A 21,516-nucleotide genomic window follows, 5' to 3' on the forward strand; every position below is an offset into this window, starting at 1 on the left:
GCGGGCGGGTTGGGAGCCGAGGAGGCGCGGTGCCGGCCGGTCAGCCGGGCAGCACCGCGCGGCTGCAGCGGGCGACGTACGGCACCCGCACGAGGGCGAGCCCCCGGGTGTCGGGGTGGGTGTCGAGCAGATGCTCGACCCGGGCGAGCAGCTCGGCGCGTTCGCCGGGCGACAGCGTGATGACGTAGCTGCGCGAGGCGATCATGTCGAGGAAGTCGGCGCGCTCCATCTCGTGCACCCACGCGACGTCGTGCCGTTCGATCGGGCCGAACGGCGCGCCCACGGGTGGGGCGTCCGACTGCATGTCGCGCTCGCGCGGCTGCCGCATCACGCGGCTGAGCTCGGCCACCCAGGGCACGCTCTCGTCGCGGATGTTCCAGATCAGCGCGAGCGTTCCGCCGGGGCGGAGCACCCGGGCGACCTCGGGCACGGCCCGTGCCGGGTCGACCCAGTGCCAGGCCTGCGCCACGAACACGGCGTCGACCGAGTCGTCGTCGAGCGGCATCGACTCGGCCGACCCGGCGACCGACGTCGCCGCCGGCACGACCCGTTCGAGCTGCTGCCGCATGCCCTCCGACGGCTCGACGGCGGTGACCGCCGGCACCCGGCCGAGCAGCACGCGGGTCAGCTTGCCGGTGCCCGCACCGAGGTCGACGACGTGACAGGCGCCGCTCGGGAGGAGCCACTCGACGGCCTCCGTCGGGTACGACGGTCGGCCGCGCTCGTACACGTCGGCGGCGAGGCCGAACGACGCGGCGAGATCGGAATCGGGATTGGCCGGGTCGAACCCGTGCTCGAGTGGTTGATGCGTCACCGGCTCACTGTCGCACGACTCATTGCGTCACAGTGCGACTGTTACGCCGCATGGAGGGGAGCATGTATCGGATGACGCCTCCACCGACGCCTCCCCTGGCCCCTTCGCCGGCCCGTCCGCAGCCGCTCCGCGTGGTCGCCGTGTCGGGCACCCTCAGCACGCCGTCCAAGACCGACGCCCTGGTCGACGCCATCCTCGACGAGCTCGCCGAGGTGCTGCCGATCGAGCGCCACGTCATCCGGGTGAGCGAGCTCGGGCCGCTCTTCGCCGGCGCCCTCACCCGCGACCAGCTCGACGAACGCGTCGAGCGCGAGCTCCGCGCCATCGAGTCCGCCGACCTGCTGATCGCCGCCTCGCCCGTCTACCGCGCCTCCTTCACCGGTCTGTTCAAGCACCTCTTCGACTTCGTCGAGCAGTACGCCCTCGTCGACGTGCCCGTGCTGCTGGCCGCGACCGGCGGCAGCGAGCGGCACGCGCTGATCCTCGAGCACTCGCTGCGACCGCTGTTCGGCTTCTTCCAGGCGCTGACCCTGCCGCTCGGCGTCTACGCCCACGCGAGCGACTTCACCGACCGGCGCGTCACCGCCCCTCTGCTGCAGGAGCGGATCCGCAACGCCATCGCGCGCGGGCTGCCCCTGATCCGGTCGAGCATCGCCGAGAAGCAGCGCATCGAACGCGAGCTGCTCGGCGAGCGGGACGACGACGTCGCGCCCGAGCTCGAGGGAGCCGCGGCGACGCCGACCCGGCTGTACAGCTGAGACGCGGGCGGCGCCCGGCCGACCGGTATCGTCGCAGCATGACCGATTCGCCCACGCCCCGTGACGCGGGGGTCGCCCGCGCCGAGCTCCGAGACGACGAGGCGAGGCGTCTGCTCGGCATGCTGGCCCCCGGGGGGCTGCCCCTCCGCGCGCAGCAGTGGGTGGCCGACGGCCTCGACGACCCGTCGGTGTCGGCCCTCGCCGACGCGCTGACCCGCACCGACGAACAGCGCACCGAGCTGCTCGCCGAGGCGGCCGCGACGCTGGGGCTGGGCTTCGCGTCGGTCAAGGCGGCGCGGGCGTACCACGGTGAGCGTCTCGTGGCGTCGATGACGGCGGCCTCCGCCCCCGCCGACGCGCTCGGCATGGCGAACGGCTTCACCGACACCATCGAGGAGTCGGTGCGCGACAGCATCTCGCGGCTGTTCCGCCCCCGCGGCTGAATCGCCGAGACCCCACGAGAACGCAGAGACCCCCGTGCGCGCACGGGGGTCTCGTCGATTCCGTGGGGTCTCGTGGAGCGCAGGAGGCGCGGTGCCGTTCGGACCGGCGCCGCGCCTCCTCGGTGACGACCGCGGGGACTACGCCTTGCCGACCTCGAACTCGACGACGGCCCACGACAGGGCGGGCAGGGTCAGCCGCGCCGAGCCCCCGTCGACGGTGACGCCCTCGAGCGGCACCAGGCCGACGGCGTCCTGCGCCTGCTCGGTGTTCGACGTGAAGCGGTCGCCGCCCTCGGGTACCGTGAGCAGCTCGGCGCGCGTGACGCGTGCGCCCGAGAACCCGCGCAGGGCGAGCTCGACGTCCGCCGCCTCGTCCAGACCGCGGTTCGCGAGGAAGAACGCGACGCGCCCGGTCTCCTCGTCGTAGGTCGAGCTGACGTCGACCAGGTCGGCGTCGCCGTACTTCGCCGTGTCGACCTTGTCGCTCGTGACGAGCGTGCGGAGGATCTGACCCGACGCGAGCGCCGCCATGCGGGCGAACGGCCAGAAGATCGTCTGACGCCAGGCCGGCCCGCCCTGCTCGCTGCGGATCGGCGCGATGACGTTCACCAGCTGCGCCTGGTTCGCGATCTTCACCCGGTCGCCGTGGCGCAGCAGCGAGTTGAGGAACGTGCCGACCACGACGGCGTCGGTGACGTTGTACTGGTCTTCGATCAGGCGAGGGTGCTCGACCCAGCCCTTCGAGACGTTGTGCGGCTGGTCGTCGGTGTCGAGGCCGGTCTGGTACCAGACGTTCCACTCGTCGAACGAGATGTCGACCTGCTTGCTGTGCTTGCCGGCCGCCTTGACGCCGTCGATGGTCGAGACGACCTCCTCGATGAAGGCGTCCATGTCGACCGCGGTCGCGAGGAAGCTCTTCGCGTCGCCGTCGTGCTCCTGGTAGTAGGCGTGCATCGAGACGTACTCGACCTCGTCGTAGGCGTGGGTCAGCACCTCGTGCTCCCAGGCGCCGAAGGTGGGCATGCCGCGACCCGAGCTGCCGACGGCGACGAGCTCGATGGTCGGGTCGACGAACTTCATCGCCTTGGCGGCCTCCTGCGCCAGGCGGCCGTACTCGGTGGCCGTCTTGTGGCCGATCTGCCACGGGCCGTCCAGCTCGTTGCCGAGGCACCAGAGCTTGATGTCGAACGGATCCTTCGCCCCGTTGGCGATGCGGCGGTCGCTGAGGGCGGTGCCGCCGGGGTGGTTCGCGTACTCGACGAGCTCGCGGGCGGCGTCGACGCCGCGGGTGCCGAGGTTCACGGCCTCCATGACCTCGGTGCCGGCCAGCTTCGACCACTCGACGAACTCGTGCAGGCCGAAGGCGTTCGTCTCGACGGTGTGCCACGCGCCGTCGAGTCGGCGGGGGCGCTGGTCGACCGGGCCGACGCCGTCCTCCCAGTTGTAGCCGGAGACGAAGTTGCCCCCGGGGTAGCGGATCACGGTGGCGCCGAGCTCCTTGGTCAGCTCGAGGACGTCGTGGCGGAAGCCGCTCTCGTCGGCGGTGGCGTGACCGGGCTCGTAGATGCCGGTGTAGACGCAGCGGCCCATGTGCTCGACGAACGAGCCGAAGATGCGGCGGGGGACCTCGCCGATCGTGAACTCGCGGTCGACGGTGATGCGGGCGGTGGACATGGGACTCCTCAGGAGGTCGTGGCGTGCGATGACGTGTGTGCGGTGTCGTGGTCGGAGGGGGATGGGGGAGGCGCGGGTCGGGTGGTCACTGCCCCCCGAAGCCGGTGGTCGAGATGCCCTTGATGATCTGCCGCTGGAAGAACAGGAACACCAGGATCAGCGGCAGCGCGGCCAGGATCGCCGACGCCATGTTCTGGGCGTACTGGATGCCGTAGGCGCTCTCGATGGTCTGCAGCCCGACCGGCAGCGTGAGCAGGGCGGAGTCGTTCGTGACGATGAACGGCCAGAGGAAGTTGTTCCACGCGCCGATGAACACGAAGATCGACACGGCGCCGAGGATGGGCCGCGACAGCGGCAGGAGGATGGTGAAGAACACCCGGATCCGGCCGGCGCCGTCGACGCGGGCCGCGTCTTCGAGCTCGATGGGCACCTGGTCGAAGAACTTCTTGAGCACGAAGACCATGGCCGGCGCGATGGCCTGCGGCAGGATCACGCCCCAGTACGTGTCGACCATGTTGAAGGCGAGCATCTGGTAGAACAGCGGCACGATCAGCACCTGCGGCGGGATGATGATCGACGCGATGGTCGCGACGTAGAGCCACTTCTTGCCGGCGAAGTCGAGACGCGAGAACGCGTAGGCCACGAGCGCCGAGGTCGCGACGACGATCACGGTGATGACGATCGACGTCAGCAGGCTGTTGAAGAGCCAGACGGGGATGTTGCCCTCGGTCAGCACCGCGCGGTAGGCGTCGAGGGTGAAGCCCCCGGCCGGCAGCCAGGTCTGCGGTGTCGCCGCGGCGTCGGCCTCGCTCTTGAACGAGGTCGACAGCGACCAGAGGAACGGCAGCAGCCAGAGCACGGCGAGCACGATCAGGACGATCACGCTGGCGACGGCGAGCGGGCCGAACCGGCGCTGACCCGGCTTGTGCGGACGCGGGGCCCGGTCGGCGGTGGGGGCGCGGAGTCCGCTGCCCGGGGCGACGGCGGGGGCGGTCATCGCTGGGCTCCTTTCCGGCGCTGCGCGGCGATGGCGAACTGCGCGACCGAGATGACGATGATCAGGGCGAAGAAGATGTACGAGATGGCCGACGAGTAGCCGAACCGGTAGCCGGTGAACCCGGTGTCGAAGATGTACTGCACGGCCGAGCGGGTGCTGCCCGCCGGGCCGCCGGTGGTCATCTGGTAGATCTGGTCGAAGACCTTCAGCGAGGCGAGGATCTGCAGGATGACGATCAGACCGGTGGTCGGGCCGAGCTGGGGGATGGTGATCGACAGCAGCGAGCGCCACCGACCGGCGCCGTCGAGCGATGCGGCCTCGTACTGCTGGTCGGGGATGTTCTGCAGCGCGGCCAGATACAGCAGGAAGTTGAAGCCGACCGTCCACCACACGGTGGTCGCGACGACCGCGATCATGGCCGTGCTGGGGTCTTGCAGCCAGGCAGGCTGCGGCAGCCCGAGCGTCGCGAGCACGTTGTTGATCGGCCCCAGCGTGGGGCTGTAGAGCTGGATCCAGAAAAGCGAGACGACGGTCGACGCCAGCAGATACGGCAGGAAGAAGCTCAGCCGCCAGAGCCACTGACCGGGCAGGCCCGTGTTGACGAGCAGCGCCAGCAGCAGGGCGACGACGACGAGCGGGATCGTGCTCAGCACGGTGAACCACAGAGTGTTCGCCATCGAGCGCCACATGTCGCCGTCGGCGAAGGCCTCGGCGTAGTTGGCGACGCCGATCAGCTCGCCGCCCGAGCCCGTGAGGCTCTGCCCGGTGAAGCTGAGGTACAGCCCGTGGATGACGGGCCAGACCAGGAACAGCCCGAAGAGGATCGCGAACGGCGCCGCGAACCCCCAGCCGATCCGGTTGTCTTTGTGGGCCCCGGGCTTCAGGCGCGAGCCGGTCCGCACCCGTGCGGGTGCCGCCGATCGCGTCGTGTCCGGCGCGGCCGCGGGGGCCTTGACCGTCGTGCTGGTCACAGGTCGACTCCTTCGTCGTCGTGCGTCGTGGGGTGCTGCGGTGCCGGGTGCGACGACCACTGGAGCCGCGCCTCCTGGAGGGCCTGGGCCGAGGAGGAGCGGGTGGGCCCGGTCACACCGGTGCCGGTCGCGAGAGCTGCGTGTTCACGCGGGCGACGAACGCGCGCATGCCCGCGGCGGCGTCGTTCTTCGACAGGATCACGGACTGCACCGTGTCGAGGAAGTACGTCTGGAAGTCGGACCCCGAGCCGCTGAACCAGGCGGGCGGGTCGTAGTTGAGGTACTCGGCCGCCTCGGCGTAGTTGGCCTGCGGCTGCAGCTCGGCGTAGGCCGCGCTGTCGACGACCGGTCCGTACGCCGGGATGTGACCGGCCTCGGCCCACGAGATGGAGTCCTTCAGGATGGTCGAGACCATCTTGTAGACGTCTTCTCGCTTCACCTCGTCGACCTCGCCCTGTCGGGGCAGCACGAACGAGTGCGAGTCGGCGTAGACGGCGGGCGTGCCGAACAGGGTCGGGATGATGCTCGCGTCGAACGGGATGCCGGCCTTCTGGGCGCTGGGCACCTCCCACACACCGGTGAAGAGCATGCCGCTGTCGCCGCTGACGAACTCGGCGATGCCCGACTGGATGTCGCTCGCGGTGGCCATCGCCGTGCCGTCGGTCATCTTCTGCATGAACTCGAGAGCGGTGACGGCGGCCGCCTCGTCGTACTCGACCGTTCCGCCCTCGGTGAGCACCATGTCGGCGCCCTGCTGCTTGTAGAACGTGTAGAACATGCGCCACAGCTGGGCGCCGTCATTGAGGTAGCCCCACGAGGCGCCGTGCTTGCCGGTGACCGCCTGCATGGCGTTGGCGACCTCGAGGAACTGCTCGGGGCTCGTGATCTCGACCAGGCGCCCGTCGCTGCCGAGGGCCCCGGCCTTCTCGGCGATCTCGGTGTTGTACAGGAGGATGAACGGGTGCGAGTCGAGGGCGACCGAGAAGAGCTCGTCGCCGCTGAAGCCGGCCTTCCAGACGGCGGGGGCGAAGTCCTGCTCGCGCACGCCGTACGAGGCGAGCTTCTCGACGTCCCACGGGTCGAGCAGTCCGCCGGGGGCGTAGCCGGGCACGCGGGATGCGTGCATGATCGCGACGTCGGGGGCGCGGCCGCCGGCCGAGGCCATGGCGAGCTTCGTGTAGTACGGCGTGCCCCAGGCGAGCACCGTCTGGGTGGCCTCGAACTCGGGGTTCTGGGCGTTGGCCTCGTCGACGAGGGCGGACATCTTGATGCCGTCGCCCCCGCTCAGCAGATGCCAGAAGCTGAGGCTCGCGACACCGCCGGAGCCGGCCGTGACCCCGGTCGAGCAGCCGGCGAGACCGCCGACGGCGAAGGCGCCGCCCAGCAGGGCCGCACCGCCGACCAGCAGATTGCGGCGGCTGAGGCTGCGGGGCGCGGATGCCTCGCTCGGTGTGCCGGGCGTCGTGGAACGTGGGGTCATCGGGTTCACTCCTTTGTGAGTCGTCGACTGCCGACAGCATTACATCGTTGTAATGCAAACGCAAGAGCTTTCTCCGGCGTCGTCGCGGAGTGGCCCGTGGGGCGGGACGCGAGGAGTCGCGGGCCGGGTGCGACCCGACCCACGCCTCCTCGGCGGACGTGACGCCTACGGCGTGGGCATGCCGCCGTCGACGTGCAGCGTCTCGCCGACGACGTAGCTCGACTCGCCCGACGCGAGGAACACGTAGGCGGGGGCGAGCTCGGCCGGCTGGCCCCAGCGGCCGAGGGCCGTCTGGCTGCCGACGTCGGGCAGCGCGTCGGACGGCTGGCCGCCCGCGGGCTGCAGCGGGGTCCAGATCGGGCCGGGCGCGACCGCGTTGACGCGGATGCCCTTCGGCGCGAGCTGCATGGCGAGACCCTTCGAGAAGGTGTTGATCGCGGCCTTCGTCGAGGCGTAGTCGACGAGCATCGGGGCCGGCTGGTACGCCTGGATCGACGTCGTGTTGATGATCGTCGAGCCGGGGGCGAGGTGCGGCAGCGCGGCCTTGGTGATCCAGAACATGGCGTACACGTTGGTCTTGTAGGTGTCGTCGAAGTTCTCGTCGTCGAGGTCGGCGAAGTCCTCGACGTGCTGCTGCTTGCCGGCGTTGTTCACGAGGATGTCGAGGCCGCCGAGCGCGTCGACGGTCTTCTGCACGATGTCGAGGCAGACCTCGCGGCTCTTGATGTCGCCGGGCAGGGCGACGGCCTTGCGACCGGCGGCCTCGATGAGGGCGACGATCCGCTGGGCGTCCTCCTCCTCTTCGGCGAGGTAGCTGATGGCGACGTCGGCGCCTTCGCGGGCGTAGGCGATGGCGACGGCCGCGCCGATGCCCGAGTCGCCGCCGGTGACGAGAGCCTTGCGGCCCTCGAGTCGGCCCGAGCCGCGGTAGGTCTCCTCGCCGTGGTCGGCGGGCGAGCTGAGCTCCTCGTCGGTGCCGGCGCCCTCGAGGTACTGGGCCTTCGGGGTGATGTCGGCGAACTTCTTGGTGGGGTCTTCGAATGCGTACTGGTCTGCAGACATGGTGGAGCCTCTCGATCTCGGCAGGGGAGGTCCGACGGTAGGCCTCGCCGCGCCTCCTCGTGAGGGGGCCGCTGGAGAACGGCCGTCGTCTATCCCGACGACGAACGGAACGGCAGGAGGCGCGGGCGGCCCGGGCGGTCGACCCGCCGGTCAGCGGCGTGCAGCCGTGCTCGCCCTCGCGACGATCGTGTGCGGGATGATCACGAGCTCGGTCGGCCGGTCGCGCTCGGCGATGCGGGCGGCCAGCAGCTCGAGGGTGCGTTCGGCGAACAGCCGCTTGTCGAGGGCCACGGTGGTGAGCGGCGGCAGCACGAAGCGGCCGTCGGCGATGTCGTCGAACCCGGCGACCGACACGTCGCCCGGCACGCGGAGGCCCGCCGACCAGAGCGCGTGCACGGCGCCGATGGCCAGCGAGTCGGTGAAGCAGAAGAGCGCGTCGGGCGCGTCGTGCCGGGCGAGGGCCTCGGTCACGGCGGCGGAGGCGGCAGCGGGCGACCACGCGTCGCACGACCAGCGCAGGCCCTCGTCGACCGCGAGGCCGGCGGCGGCCATGGCCTCGGACCAGCCCTGGGTGCGGGCGCGCGCCGTCGCCGTGTCGAAGTCGCGACCCGAGCTGCCGAGCACGGCGATGCGGCGATGGCCGAGCCCGATCAGGTGCTCGGTCATGTCGCGGGCCGCGGCGACGCTGTCGACGCGCACCTGGTCGACGAGGGTCTGCTCGACCTCGCCGATCACGACGAGCGGGGGCAGGCTCTCGGCGCCGACGATGGCGCTCTCGTCGAGGCTGGTCGGGTTGAGCACGAGACCGTCGACGAGGTGCTCCTTGCCGCGCAGCAGCAGCTCGCCCTCGCGTTCGGGGCGCGTGCCGGTCTGCTCGAGCTGCACCGCCCAGCCGCGCTCGTGCGCGACCTCGACGAACCAGTGCGACATCTCGGCGCTGTACGGCGTGGTCAGGTCGGGGAACGCCAGGGCGATCGACCCTGTGCGTCCATTGCGGAGCCCCCGGGCGCTGAGGTTCGGCACGTAGTCGAGCTCGGCCAGCGCCTGTTCGACGCGCTCGCGGGTCTCGGGTCGCACGAACACGACGCCGTTGATGACGTTCGAGACGGTCTTCGGCGACACCCCGGCGAGTGCCGCCACGTCCTTCACCGTCGCGCGCATGCGCCAAGGCTAGTCGCGGCCACGAGACCCCGGGAACGCGCTGAGACCCCGGCGCGCGCGGCGGGGTCTCTGCGGATGAGCGGGGTCTCGGCGTCGGAGCTGCTCAGGCGGAGGCGAGCACCTTCACGATGCGCTGCAGCGAGACGCTCTCGCTCGGCCGCAGGTCTTGAGCGAACAGGCTGAGGCGGAACTCCTCGAGCATCCACCGCGCGCGGGCGAGTGCAGGAGGCGCGGTGTCGGGCAGAGGGAACGTCCCGCCCGCGGTCTCGTACCGCTCGGTCGCCTGCTGCACCTCGCTCAGCCAGACGCGGTCGCGCTGCGGGTTCTCGAGCAGCTTCGTCGTGCGCCGGGTGATGCCGACGAGGTACACCGGCACGCGCTGCAGCTGCTGCAGCCCGGTCGCCGAGACGAAGCCGGGGTGGACGAGCCGATCGCGCTGCTGGCGCATGTCGGTCAGCGCCGCGAGCAGGTTCATCGACGTCGCGCCCTTGAGGGCCTTGTCGGCGTCGCGGACGGCCGTCAGGGTGCGCGCCACCAGCGAGACGGTCTGGAACATCTGGTCCATCACGGCGCTCGAGACGCGGTCGCGGGCCGAGAGGAACTCCTTCTTCGTCATCACCATGCCGTCGGGCTTCACCCGGAACAGGACGTCGTCGACGACCGCGACGAGGCAGTCCGCGAAGAGCGCCGCCGTGTTCTGGTACGGACTCGTCGCGAGGATCAGCTTCTCGGGGCTCGTCAGGTGCTGCTGCACGTAGGCGATCGGCGACGGGGTCGCGAGCATCAGCAGACGCCGCACGCCCTTCGGCGTCGCCTGCGCCTGGTCGACCGGCGTCGCCATCAGCGTGATCGAGACCGAGTCGCCGTGGTCGACCAGCGCCGGGTACGCGCGGATCACCGTGTCGCCGTGCCGGGTGTCGACCACGGCGGGCAGCTCGTCGAAGTCCCACGAGGTGATGCCGGTGCGCTCGAGGGAGTTCGCGGGGCGCTGACCGGCGTCGGCGACCCGACCCGCGCCTCCTCGGCCTCCGCGACCGCGGGCGTCGCGACCGCCGCCCTGCGTGACGCGCGCGACGCTGTCACGGGTGGCGTCGCGCAGTCGGTGCTGCAGGGCGCCCAGGTCTTCGTCGCTGCCGACCTCGCGACCGCGGTCGTCGACCACGGCGTACGACACCCGGAGGTGCGCGGGCACGCGGTCGAGGTCGAAGTCGTCGACCGCGACGGGCGTGTAGGTGAGCCTCTTGATGACCGCCGCGAGGGTCGCCGTGAACGGCTCGGCGGTGTCGGCCGGGGGAGCGTCGGGCAGCTCGTCGGTGATCTTCTTCGCCCAGTCGGCCGCGGGCACGACGTTCTTGCGGATCTGCTTCGGCAGCGACTTGATCAGCGAGGTCACCAGCTCGTCGCGGAGACCCGGCACCTGCCAGTCGAACCCGACCGGACGGAGGCGCGGCAGCAGCGGCAGGGGCACGACCACCGTCACGCCGTCGTCGTCGGCGCCGGGCTCGAACCGGTAGCGCAGCGTCAGCGTCTGGTCGCCCTGCTGCCAGGTGCTGGGGAACCCCTGCTCGTCGACGTCGGGCTCGTCGTCGCCGAGCAGATCGGCCGCCGTCATGGTCAGCAGATCGGGGGTGTCCTTCTGGGCCTTGCGCCACCAGCCCTCGAAGTCGCGGGTGCTGAACACGTCGGCCGGGATCCGCCGCTGGAAGAACTCGAACGCCGCGTCGCCGTCGACGAGGATGTCGCGGCGGCGGGTGCGCTCCTCCACCTCGGTCAGCTCGCGGATCAGCTGCTGGTTCTGGCGCTCGAAGGCCTGCTGAGACTCCCAGTCGCCCTCGACGAGGGCGTGCCGGATGAACAGCTCACGCGCGTAGGCCGGGTCGATGCGCGAGAACTGCACGCGCCTCCTCGGCACGATCGGCACGCCGTAGAGCGTGACCCGCTCGTAGGCGACGACGGCGCCCTGCTTCTTCTCCCAGTGGGGCTCGCCGTAGCTGCGCTTCACGAGATCGAGGGCGAGCGGCTCGGCCCACGCGGGGTCGATGGCGCCGTTGACGCGCGCGAACAGGCGGCTCGTCTCGACCAGCTCGGCGCTCATGATCGCCGCGGGCTGCTTCTTCGCGAGCGCGCTGCCCGGGAACACCACGAAACGCGACTGACGCGCCCCGACGTAGTCCTTCTTCTGCGGGTCGAACAGGCCGATCTGGCTGAGCAGACCGGCGAGCAGGCTGCGGTGCACCCCGTCGGGGTTCGTGCTGCGCTCGCCGATGTGCAGACCGAGGGGGCGGGAGGCGCGCGACAGCTGGCGGTACACGTCTTGCCATTCGCGGATCCGCAGGTAGTTGAGGAACTCGTCGCGGCAGAGGCGCTTGAAGGCGTTGCCGCTGAGCTCCTTCTGCTTGTCTTCGAGGTGGTTCCAGAGGTTCAGCAGGGTCATGAAGTCGCCGGCCGGGTCGCGGAACCGGGCGTGCTTCTCGTCGGCCTGGGCGCGTCTCTCGAGCGGGCGCTCGCGAGGGTCCTGGATGCTGAGGGCCGCGACGATGGCGAGCACCTCGCGGGTCGTGCCGTGCGTCTTCGACTCGACGACCATGCGGGCGAGGCGCGGGTCGATCGGCAGCCGGGTCAGCTGCTTGCCGATGCGGGTGATGTTGCCGCCCTGGGTGACGGCGCCGAGCTCGCGGAGGAGGTCGAGACCGTCTTTGATGCCGCGGGAGTCGGGCGGCTGCAGGAAGGGGAAGGCCGCGATGTCGCCGAGGTCGAGCGAGATCATCTGCAGGATGACCGCGGCGAGGTTCGTGCGGAGGATCTCGGGCTCGGTGTACTCGGGGCGCTTCTCGAAGTCCGTCTCGCTGTAGAGGCGGATCGCGATGCCGCTGCTCGTGCGGCCCGAGCGACCGGAGCGCTGGTTGGCGCTGGCCTGCGAGATGGCCTCGATCGGGAGGCGCTGCACCTTGGCGCGGGTCGAGTAGCGGCTGATGCGGGCGGTGCCGGCGTCGATCACGTACTTGATGCCGGGCACGGTGAGGCTGGTCTCGGCGACGTTCGTGGCGAGGACGATGCGGCGGCGGGTGCCGGCGGTGGCGCTGGGCTGGAAGACGCGGTGCTGATCGGCGGCGCTGAGGCGGCCGTAGAGCGGCAGCACCTCGGTGTGCGGCAGGTTGCGGCCGCGGATGCTCTCTTCGGCGTCGCGGATCTCGTTCTCGCCGCTGAGGAACACCAGCACGTCGCCGGTGCTCTCGCGGGCGAGCTCGTCGAGGCCCTCGTTGATGCCCTGCAGGTAGTCCTTGTCGTCGGCGCGCTGTCTGCGGTCGCCGGCCCGTGCCTCCTGCCGGTCGTCGTCGGGGTCGGTGTCGCCGTCGTCGTCGCCCGTGGTGTCGTCGGCGACGAGTGGCCGGTAGCGGACCTCGACCGGGTAGGTGCGGCCCGAGACCTCGACGATGGGGGCGTCGCCGAAGTGCTTCGAGAACGACTGCGGGTCGATGGTCGCGCTCGTGATGATGAGCTTGAGGTCGGGGCGGCGGGGGAGGAGCTGCTTGAGGTACCCGAGGAGGAAGTCGATGGTGAGGCTGCGCTCGTGGGCCTCGTCGATGATGATCGTGTCGTACCGGGTGAGGTCGCGGTCGAAGTGGATCTCGTTCAGCAGGATGCCGTCGGTCATCAGCTTGATCTGCGTGTCGGCGCCGACCTTGTCGGTGAAGCGGACCTGGTAGCCGACGACACCGCCGACCTCGTCGCCGAGCTCTTCGGCGATGCGCTCGCTGATCGTGCGGGCGGCGATGCGGCGGGGCTGCGTGTGGCCGATCTTCGTGCGGCCGAGCTCGAGGCAGATCTTCGGCAGCTGCGTCGTCTTGCCCGAGCCGGTGGCGCCGGCGACGATGACGACCTGGTTGTCGCGGATCGCGGCGGCGATGTCGTCGCGCCTCTGGCTGACCGGCAGCTCGGGCGGGTACGTGATGGTGGGGATCATGGGCGTTCCAGCTTAAGCGCTCACGGGCCCTCCCCTGGTGCCGGGGGCCGGTCGTCCTCCACAGGGGCGCCCCCGCCGAGGAGGCGCGGGTCGATGGACCCCGGGTGGGGGTCTGGCGAGGCGGCGTACTATCCTGCGAGCATTACTCGTCAACGGAGACGGAGAACACCCGAACATGAGCACCCCCTCTCGCGCGACCGCGTCGGTCGCCGCGATCCTGGCCGAATCGGCCACCCGATTCGCCGACGACATCGCCGTCATCGTGGGAGCCGAGCGCACCTCCTACGCCCAGCTCTGGCAGCAGACCCTCGCCTACGCGGGCGCACTCCGCGCCAAGGGCGTGCACGAGGGCGACCGCGTCGCCATGCTCGTGCCCAACGTCGCCGACTTCCCCCGCGTCTACTACGCGACGCTCGCCCTCGGCGCCGTCGCGGTCCCCGTCCACGCGCTGCTCAAACGGCACGAGATCGAGTACGTGCTGCGCGACAGCGGCGCGACGATCCTGGTCTGCGCGGCCCCGCTGCTCGCCGAGGGCGCCGCCGGCGCCTCCCTGGCCGGCGTCGACGTCGTCACGGTGCTCGCCCCGGGCACCTCCGTCGACCCGCACGGCACCGGGCACGACCGGCTCGAGGCGCTCGCCGAGGCCGCCGAGCCGCTCGACACGTACGTGCCCCGCGACCCGTTCGACACCGCGACGATCCTCTACACGAGCGGCACGACCGGTCAGCCGAAGGGCGCCGAGGGGTCGCACTTCGCCCTGATCGAGCAGGTCAACACGAACCTGATGAGCACCTTCGACATGCGGCGCGGCGACGTGCTGCTCGGGGCGCTCCCGCTGTTCCACACCTTCGGTCAGACCTGCACCATGAACACCGGGCTGCGCGCCGGCGCGACGATCGTCATGCTGCCGCGCTTCGACGGCGACGCTGCCCTCGCCGCCATGGTCGAGCACGACTGCGCGATCTTCATGGGCGTCCCCACGATGTACATGGCCCTGCTCGACGCGGCCACGCGCGCGGAGGGCAGACCCCGCCTCCGCTACGCCGTCTCGGGCGGCGCCTCGCTGCCCCTGGCCGTCCTCGAGCGGTTCGAGCAGGTCTTCGGAGCCCCGCTGCACGAGGGGTACGGGCTGACCGAGACGTCGCCGGTCGCGACCTTCAACCACGTCGGCCGCACCCCGCGGCCCGGCACCATCGGCACGCCGATCTGGGGTGTCGACGTCGAGATCGCCGACCCCGCCGTCACCGACTCGATCGCCCTGCTGCCGCACGGCGAGATCGGCGAGCTGGTGATCCGCGGCCACAACCTGATGAACGGCTACCTGAACCGGCCCGAGGACACCGCCGAGGCGATCGTCGACGGCTGGTTCCGCACCGGCGACCTCGGCACCAAGGACGACGACGGCTACCTCACCATCGTCGACCGCACGAAGGACATGATCATCCGCAACGGGTACAACGTGTACCCCCGCCAGGTCGAGGAGGTGCTGGCCAAGCACCCCGACGTGACCATGGCGGCGGTCTTCGGCGTGCCGCACGAGATGCACGGTCAGGAGATCGAGGCGGCCGTCGTGCTGCGCGAGGGCGCCACGGTCGAGCCCGCCGAGCTCGTCACCTTCGTGTCCGACGCGATCGCGGCGTACAAGTTCCCGCGCGTGGTGCACGTCGTCGACTCCCTGCCGCTCGGCCCGAGCGGCAAGATCCTCAAGCGGGCGCTCGTCGAGCGGTTCGGCGTGGCGGAGCCGACCCGCGCCTCCTGAGGGCGACCGGCGCCTCCTGGCCGACCGGCGCCTCGTGAGCCGACCCGCGCCTCCTGAGGGCGGCCGCCGTCGCGCGATGCGGCCCGTCGCGCCTAGAGTCGAGGGCGTGATGCTCAACGACGTGCACGTCCACCGTTCCGACGACCCGCTCGCCCGGGCCGACGAGCTGGCCGCGAAGCTGGCCGCAGTCGCCCTCGACCCCGTGGCCGTCGACGCCGACGTCGTCGACATGGTCGTCAACCGGGTCATCGACAACGCCGCCGTCTCGGCTGCCGGTCTCGGCCGGGCCCCCGTGGCGGCCGCCCGAGCGCAGGCCGCGGCGCGTCTGCAGACCCCCGCCGATGGCCGAGGAGGCGCGGTTCGACCGGGCACCGCCGGTCGCGGTCGCGAGGGCGCCACCGTCGTCGGCCTCGACCCGGCGACCCGCGTGCAGCCCGAGTGGGCGGCGTGGGCGAACGGCGTGGCCGTGCGCGAGCTCGACTTCCACGACACGTTCCTCGCCGCCGAGTACTCGCACCCGGGCGACAACATCCCGCCGGTGCTCGCCGTGGCCCAGCACGTCGGCGCGACGGGCGAGCAGCTGGTGCGCGGTCTGGCCGCCGGCTACGAGCTGCAGATCGACCTCGTCAAGGCGATCAGCCTGCACGCCCACAAGATCGACCACGTCGCGCACCTCGGCCCGAGCGCCGCGGGCGGCATCGGCGCGCTGCTCGGACTGGACGCCGAGACGACGGCTCAGGCGATCGCGCAGGCCCTGCACACCACCACGGCGACGCGTCAGTCGCGCAAGGGCCTCATCTCGACCTGGAAGGCCTACGCCCCGGCATTCGCCGGCAAGCAGGCCGTCGAGGCCGTCGACCGGGCGCTGCGCGGGCAGACGAGCCCCAGCCCGATCTACGAGGGCGAGGACGGCGTCATCGCCTGGCTGCTCGACGGCCCCGACGCGTACTACCGGGTGCCGCTGCCCGGCCCCGGCGAGTCGAAGCGCGCCATCCTCGACAGCTACACGAAGGAGCACAGCGCCGAGTACCAGGCGCAGGCCTGGATCGACCTCGCCCGCCGACTCGGTCGCGAGCACCCCGAGCTGCGCGACCCCGCCGCCGTCGAGTCGATCGTGCTGCACACCAGTCACCACACGCACGTCGTGATCGGCTCGGGCGCGGGGGATCCGCAGAAGTACGACCCGACCGCCAGCCGCGAGACGCTCGACCACTCGATCCCGTACATCGTCGCCGTCGCCCTCCAGGACGGCGAGTGGCACCACGAGCGCAGCTACGCGCCCGAGCGGGCCGCACGCCCCGACACGGTCGCCCTCTGGCGTCGCATCACCACCGCGGAGGACGCCGAGTGGACCCGCCGGTACCACTCGATCGATCCCGCCGAGAAGGCCTTCGGCGGCCGCCTCGAGGTCACGTTCGTCGACGGCCGCCGTCTCGTCGACGAGATCGCCGTCGCGGACGCCCACCCGCTCGGCGCCCGGCCCTTCGGTCGCGACGACTACGTGCGGAAGTTCCGCACCCTCGCCGACGGGGTGCTCGACCCGGCCGAGATCGAGAGGTTCCTCGACGTGGCGCAGCGCCTCCCCGAGCTGCGGGCCGGCGAGCTGCAGGCCCTCACCCTCGCCGCGCCTCCCGGGTCGCTCCGATCGGCCGACGAGGCCCTGCCCGACGGGCTGTTCTGATGCTGTACTCGACGCTGACCCCGGCCGAGAAGCGCCGCCGCCTCCGGGCCCGACTCGACGACACCGACGAGCTGCTGCGCCTCCCCGGCGCCTTCAACCCGCTGAGCGCCCGCCTGATCGAGCAGAAGGGCTTCGAGGGCGTCTACGTCTCGGGGGCCGTCGTCAGCGCCGATCTCGGGCTGCCCGACATCGGCCTCACGACCCTGACCGAGGTGGCCCAGCGGGCGCACCAGATCGCCCGGATGACCGATCTGCCGACCCTCGTCGACGCCGACACGGGTTTCGGCGAGCCGATGAACGTCGCCCGCACCGTGCAGACGATGGAGGACGCCGGGGTCGCCGGTCTGCACATCGAGGACCAGGTCAACCCCAAGCGCTGCGGTCATCTCGACGGCAAGGCGGTGGTCGACCTCGACACCGCGCTGAAGCGGATCCGTGCCGCGGCCGACGGGCGACGGGACCCCGATCTGCTGATCATGGCGCGCACCGACGTGCGGGCGATCGACGGGCTGGCGGCGGCCGTCGACCGGGCGAAGGCGCTGGTCGACGCGGGCGCCGACGCGGTGTTCCCCGAGGCGATGACCGGTCTCGACGAGTTCGAGGCGATCGCCCGGGCCGTCGACGTTCCCGTGCTGGCCAACATGACGGAGTTCGGCAAGGGACGCCTGCACACGGCCGACGAGCTGCGCGACGCCGGCGTGCGGATCGTCATCTACCCCGTGACGCTGCTGCGGCTCGCCATGGGCGCGGCGGCCCGCGGGCTCGACGAGATCGACTCGGCGGGGACCCAGGAGGCGCTGCTCGATTCCATGCAGCACCGCACCGATCTCTACGACCTGATCGACTACCGGGGCTACTCGGCGTTCGACTCGGGCGTCTTCGACTTCACCGTGGAGCGCTGACCGCGCCTCGCACGCACACCCGATCACGAAGGAGTGACCATGACCGACACCATCACGACCGACCCGCCCGTCGAGCTGCACAAGGGGCTCGCCGGCGTCGTCGTCGATCGCACCGCGGTCTCGAAGGTCGACGCGGCGAGCAACTCACTGCTCTACCGGGGGTACCCCGTGCAGCAGCTCGCCGCCGAGCGCGACATCGAGGACGTCGCCTACCTGCTGCTGCACGGCGAACTGCCGACCGCCGCCGACCGGGCCGCCTTCGACGCCGAGCTGCGGGCCGCCCGCCCGCTGGCACCGGGCCTCCTGCACGTCATCGATCTCATCCCGACGTCGGCCCACCCGATGGACGTCGTGCGGACGGCCGTCAGCGCCATCGGCGCGGCCCAGCCCGAGCCGAGCACCGCGCCGGGCGAGTACGACGCCGCCGCGACGCGACGACTCGCCACCCGCCTGTTCGCCGTGCTGCCCGCCGTCATCGCCTACGACCAGCGCCGCCGCCACGATCTGCCCCCGATCGCCCCGCGCGACGACCTCGGCTACAGCGCCGACTTCCTCCACCAGGTGTTCGGACGCGAGGCCGACCCGCTCGACGTCGACGCCTTCGACACGTCGATGGTGCTCTACGCCGAGCACTCGTTCAACGCCTCGACGTTCACGGCGCGGGTGATCGCCTCGACGCTCTCCGATCTGCACTCGTCTGTGGTCGGCGCCATCGGCGCCCTGAAGGGGCCGCTGCACGGCGGTGCGAACGAGGCGGCCCTCGAGCTGCTGGCCCGGGTGACCGACGACGGGGGCGCCGCGGGCGCGGGCGCCTGGCTCGACGGGGCGTTCGCCCGGCACGAGAAGATCATGGGCTTCGGTCACCGGGTGTACAAGAACGGCGACAGCCGGGTGCCGACCATGGAGGAGGCGCTGGCCGGCCTCGTCGACCGGGCCCGCGCCTCCGGAGACGACCGCGTCGGCCACCTCGCGGCGACCTACGAGGCGCTCGCCGCCGGAGTGCTCGAACGGAAGAACCTGAAGCCGAACGTCGACTACCCGTCGGGGCTGGCCTACCACCTGATGGGCTTCGACACGTCGGTGTTCACGCCGCTGTTCGTCGCCGCACGGGTGCTCGGCTGGAGCGCCCACGTGATCGAGCAGCGCGAGGCGAACTCGCTGATCAGGCCGCTGAGCCACTACGACGGGGTCGAGCTGCGCGACGTGCCGCCCCGCGGCTGAACCACGGGACGTCGCCGCCGCCTACCGTGGGCGGCATGACCAACCGCCTCGCCGACGCCGTCAGCCCGTACCTCCGCTCGCACGCCGAGAACCCCGTCGACTGGCGTCCGTGGGGGCCCGAGGCCTTCGCCGAGGCCGCCCGTCGCGACGTGCCCGTGCTCGTCTCGATCGGCTACTCGACCTGCCACTGGTGCCATGTGATGGCGCGCGAGAGCTTCTCCGACCCCGTGCTGGCCGCGGCGCTGAACGACCGGTTCGTCGCGATCAAGGTCGATCGCGAAGAGCACCCCGACGTCGACTCGAGCTACCTCGCCGCCGCGTCGGCCTTCACGCCGAGTCTCGGCTGGCCGCTCACCGCCTTCGCGACCCCCGAGGGGCGCGTCTTCTACGCGGGCACGTACTACCCGCCGACCCCGGTCGGCGAGCATCCGGCGTTCGGCCAGGTGCTCGACGCGGTCACCGAGGCGTGGCGCGAGCGGCGCGACGAGGTGGAGGCGACCGGCCGGGCGGTCCAGGAGGCGCTGGTCGGCCGAGCCGCGCCTCCTGCGGTCGTCGACGGGGTCGTCTCGCCGACCGCGGGGCCGGCGTCGATCGCGCTCCCCACGACGGAGGCCCTGCGGTCGGCGGCCGGTCGGCTCGTCCCGTTCGAGGACACCGAGCACGGCGGGCTGGGCGGGGCGCCGAAATTCCCCACCGCGCCGCTGCAACTCGCGCTGCTGACGCTCGGGGCCGGGGGAGACCCGGCGGCCGCGGGGCTCGCGTCGCGCACGCTGCGGGCCATGGCGGCGTCGCCCCTGCGCGACGCCGTCGAGGGCGGGTTCTTCCGGTACTCGACGCGACACGACTGGGCCGACCCGCACTACGAGCGGATGCTCTACGACAACGCGCTGCTGCTGACGGCGTACTCGCGGGCGGCGGTGCTCGACCGTGGCGCGGGGTCGCGCGAGGCGGGTGCTGCCGGTGCCGCGGCGGGCATCGGTTCGCGCGAGGCGGCCGAGGGCGTCGCGGCGTTCCTGCTCGAATGGCTGCGCACCGCGCGCGGCGGCTTCGGGTCGGCGCAGGACAGCGAGAGCACGATCGACGGCCGCCGCGTCGAGGGCGGCTACTACCTGCTCGACGCGGCCGGGCGGGCCCGGCACGAGGCGCCGCCCGTCGACGACAAGGTCCTCACCGGCTGGAACGGCCTCGCCGTCGCCGCACTGGCGGAGGCGGGGTGGCGACTCGACCACCCCGAGTGGATCGCCGCCGCACGCGGAGCGGCCGACCTGCTGCTCGCCGAGCACGTCACGGCGGAGGGGCGACTGCTGCGCGCCTCCACGTCGTCCGGGGTGTCGCGCGCGTCGGCCGCCCTCGAGGACTACGGGATGCTCGCCGAGGGTCTGCTGCAGCTCGCCCTCGCGACCGGGGAGCCGCGCTACGCCGTCGAGGCGCGACGGCTCGTCGACCTGTGCCTCGACGCGGGGCGGGGCGGCGGAGGAGGCGCGGGTGCGGCGGGTGCCGACGGCCCGGTGTTCGCGGCTCCCGGCGGGGGCGACCCCGTGCTGCAGGCGCAGGGGACGGCGCTCGTGACCGACCCGTCGGAGGGCGCGTACCCCTCGGGTGTCGCGTCGCTCGCGACGGCGGCGGCGACCCTGCATCGCCTCACCGGGGAGGCGCGCTACCGGACCGCCGCGGAGCTCGCGCTGGCCCCCGCCGCCGCCGCTGCCGTCGACTCGCCGTCGGCGTACGGCACGACGTTCGGCCTGCTGGCCGACCTCGCCGCGGGGGCGACGCAGGTCGTGGTCGTGGTGCCCGACGCGGCTGCCGGCACGAAGGTACGCGCACTCGCGGCGCGGGTCAGGAGCGAGGTCGCACCCGGGCTCGTGGTGGCCGTCGTCGACGACTCCTCGGCGCGGGCCTTCGCCGAGGCCGGGTTCGAGCTCTTCGCCGGGCGCCGCTCGACGCCCGGGCCCACGTCCGAGACGTCGCTCGCGACGGCCTACGTCTGCCGTGACTTCGTCTGCCGACTGCCCGTGACCGACGTCGCATCGCTCGACCGCGAACTCGCACAGGCCTGACATGACGCGACGTGCCCGGGACCCGTCGTGTTCGGCGGTGTCTCGGGCACGTCGCGATCAGAGGCCGTGCCGGTGCGGCCGCGGCCGCTGTTGCCGCTGCGGCTGTCGCTGAGGAGGGTTCCCTACGGGCGCGGTCTCGGCGGGCCGGGCTTGGGGTGACCGGGGATCGAGTCGCCCGAGAGATTCAGATCGGCCGGGTCGACCTCGATGTCGCCGACGTCGTCCGGTCCGCCCTCGCCGGGGAGGCTCTTGATCGCGTCGAGGTCGGTGTCGTCGTCGACGGCGGGGGAGTCGGCCGTGGCCGACCGCTGCATCTCGGCCGTCGTCTTCTCGCTGCGCGGGAAGTCCGCCGTCGGGTCGTCATTCTCCGTCGTGCCGTCGGCGGCCGGCGACGTGCTGCCGGTCGAGTCGCTGCTCGAGTCGCCGGCCTGCGTGTCGCTGGGCTGGTCGGCGCCGGGCTGGGTGCCGTTGGGCTGGGTGTCGTGCTCGTCATCGTGCATGCGCGGCACCGTACGCCGTGGAGGTGCGCGCGACATGTGCGCCCGATCCGTCGAGCACCGGGGCGCGGGCCG

16 protein-coding genes are annotated in these 21,516 nt (G+C 71.9%); 7 read left to right on the forward strand and 9 right to left on the reverse strand.

Annotated features, from left to right (window positions below):
* Positions 1–40: 40 nt before the first annotated feature.
* Complete coding sequence (locus tag SOM13_RS00160) at positions 41–814, reverse strand: class I SAM-dependent methyltransferase (protein ID WP_192059476.1); 774 nt, start codon at positions 812–814, stop codon at positions 41–43.
* Positions 815–885: 71 nt separating this feature from the next.
* On the opposite strand from SOM13_RS00160, the gene msuE reads away from it, so the two are divergent.
* Together msuE and SOM13_RS00170 are read left to right on the forward strand one after the other, a co-directional pair.
* Positions 886–1,572, forward strand: a complete 687-nt coding sequence (msuE, locus tag SOM13_RS00165; protein ID WP_320477080.1) for an FMN reductase — start codon at positions 886–888, stop codon at positions 1,570–1,572.
* Between the two features lie 38 nt (positions 1,573–1,610).
* Complete coding sequence (locus SOM13_RS00170) at positions 1,611–2,015, forward strand: hypothetical protein (protein ID WP_320478567.1); 405 nt, start codon at positions 1,611–1,613, stop codon at positions 2,013–2,015.
* 138 nt (positions 2,016–2,153) lie between these two features.
* Here the strand turns inward: SOM13_RS00170 and SOM13_RS00175 are convergent, their stop codons facing one another.
* The 7 genes from SOM13_RS00175 to hrpA all read right to left on the reverse strand — a co-directional run bounded on the left by SOM13_RS00175 (position 2,154) and on the right by hrpA (position 13,324).
* Complete coding sequence (locus tag SOM13_RS00175) at positions 2,154–3,689, reverse strand: alpha-N-arabinofuranosidase (protein WP_192059482.1); 1,536 nt, start codon at positions 3,687–3,689, stop codon at positions 2,154–2,156.
* Between the two features lie 85 nt (positions 3,690–3,774).
* Positions 3,775–4,686, reverse strand: a complete 912-nt coding sequence (locus tag SOM13_RS00180; RefSeq protein WP_192059484.1) for a carbohydrate ABC transporter permease — start codon at positions 4,684–4,686, stop codon at positions 3,775–3,777.
* Positions 4,683–5,657: a carbohydrate ABC transporter permease gene (locus SOM13_RS00185; protein ID WP_374231412.1), complete on the reverse strand. Its 975-nt coding sequence runs from the start codon at positions 5,655–5,657 to the stop codon at positions 4,683–4,685. The genes SOM13_RS00180 and SOM13_RS00185 overlap by 4 nt, the downstream gene beginning before the upstream one ends.
* 112 nt (positions 5,658–5,769) lie before the next feature.
* Complete coding sequence (locus SOM13_RS00190) at positions 5,770–7,137, reverse strand: extracellular solute-binding protein (protein WP_320478568.1); 1,368 nt, start codon at positions 7,135–7,137, stop codon at positions 5,770–5,772.
* 165 nt (positions 7,138–7,302) lie between these two features.
* Positions 7,303–8,199, reverse strand: coding sequence for a glucose 1-dehydrogenase (locus SOM13_RS00195; protein ID WP_243215210.1), 897 nt, complete (start codon positions 8,197–8,199; stop codon positions 7,303–7,305).
* Between the two features lie 150 nt (positions 8,200–8,349).
* Positions 8,350–9,360, reverse strand: a complete 1,011-nt coding sequence (locus tag SOM13_RS00200) for a LacI family DNA-binding transcriptional regulator (RefSeq protein WP_243215209.1) — start codon at positions 9,358–9,360, stop codon at positions 8,350–8,352.
* 103 nt (positions 9,361–9,463) lie between these two features.
* Complete coding sequence (gene hrpA, locus SOM13_RS00205; RefSeq protein ID WP_320478569.1) at positions 9,464–13,324, reverse strand: ATP-dependent RNA helicase HrpA; 3,861 nt, start codon at positions 13,322–13,324, stop codon at positions 9,464–9,466.
* 175 nt (positions 13,325–13,499) lie between these two features.
* Here hrpA and SOM13_RS00210 point away from each other — a divergent pair, with 175 nt between their 5' ends.
* The 5 genes from SOM13_RS00210 to SOM13_RS00230 all read left to right on the forward strand — a co-directional run bounded on the left by SOM13_RS00210 (position 13,500) and on the right by SOM13_RS00230 (position 20,944).
* On the forward strand, positions 13,500–15,083 hold the full coding sequence (locus SOM13_RS00210; RefSeq protein ID WP_320478570.1) for a long-chain fatty acid--CoA ligase: 1,584 nt from the start codon (positions 13,500–13,502) through the stop codon (positions 15,081–15,083).
* A gap of 109 nt (positions 15,084–15,192) precedes the next feature.
* Complete coding sequence (locus SOM13_RS00215; protein ID WP_320478786.1) at positions 15,193–16,764, forward strand: MmgE/PrpD family protein; 1,572 nt, start codon at positions 15,193–15,195, stop codon at positions 16,762–16,764.
* Positions 16,764–17,666, forward strand: coding sequence for a methylisocitrate lyase (gene prpB / locus SOM13_RS00220; RefSeq protein ID WP_192059497.1), 903 nt, complete (start codon positions 16,764–16,766; stop codon positions 17,664–17,666). Before SOM13_RS00215 ends, prpB begins: the two co-directional genes overlap by 1 nt.
* Positions 17,667–17,705: 39 nt before the next feature.
* Positions 17,706–18,887 (forward strand): bifunctional 2-methylcitrate synthase/citrate synthase, encoded by a 1,182-nt coding sequence (locus SOM13_RS00225; RefSeq protein WP_320478571.1) that lies wholly within the window; start codon positions 17,706–17,708, stop codon positions 18,885–18,887.
* 35 nt (positions 18,888–18,922) lie between these two features.
* Positions 18,923–20,944, forward strand: coding sequence for a thioredoxin domain-containing protein (locus SOM13_RS00230; protein ID WP_320478572.1), 2,022 nt, complete (start codon positions 18,923–18,925; stop codon positions 20,942–20,944).
* A 122-nt stretch (positions 20,945–21,066) separates the two neighbouring features.
* On the opposite strand, the gene SOM13_RS00235 is transcribed toward SOM13_RS00230, so the two are convergent.
* Entirely contained in the window at positions 21,067–21,444 is a 378-nt protein-coding gene (locus tag SOM13_RS00235) for a hypothetical protein (protein ID WP_320478573.1), read from the reverse strand.
* Positions 21,445–21,516: the final 72 nt, after the last annotated feature.

This window comes from Frigoribacterium sp. CFBP9030 (assembly GCF_034045195.1).
Lineage (GTDB): Bacteria > Actinomycetota > Actinomycetes > Actinomycetales > Microbacteriaceae > Frigoribacterium.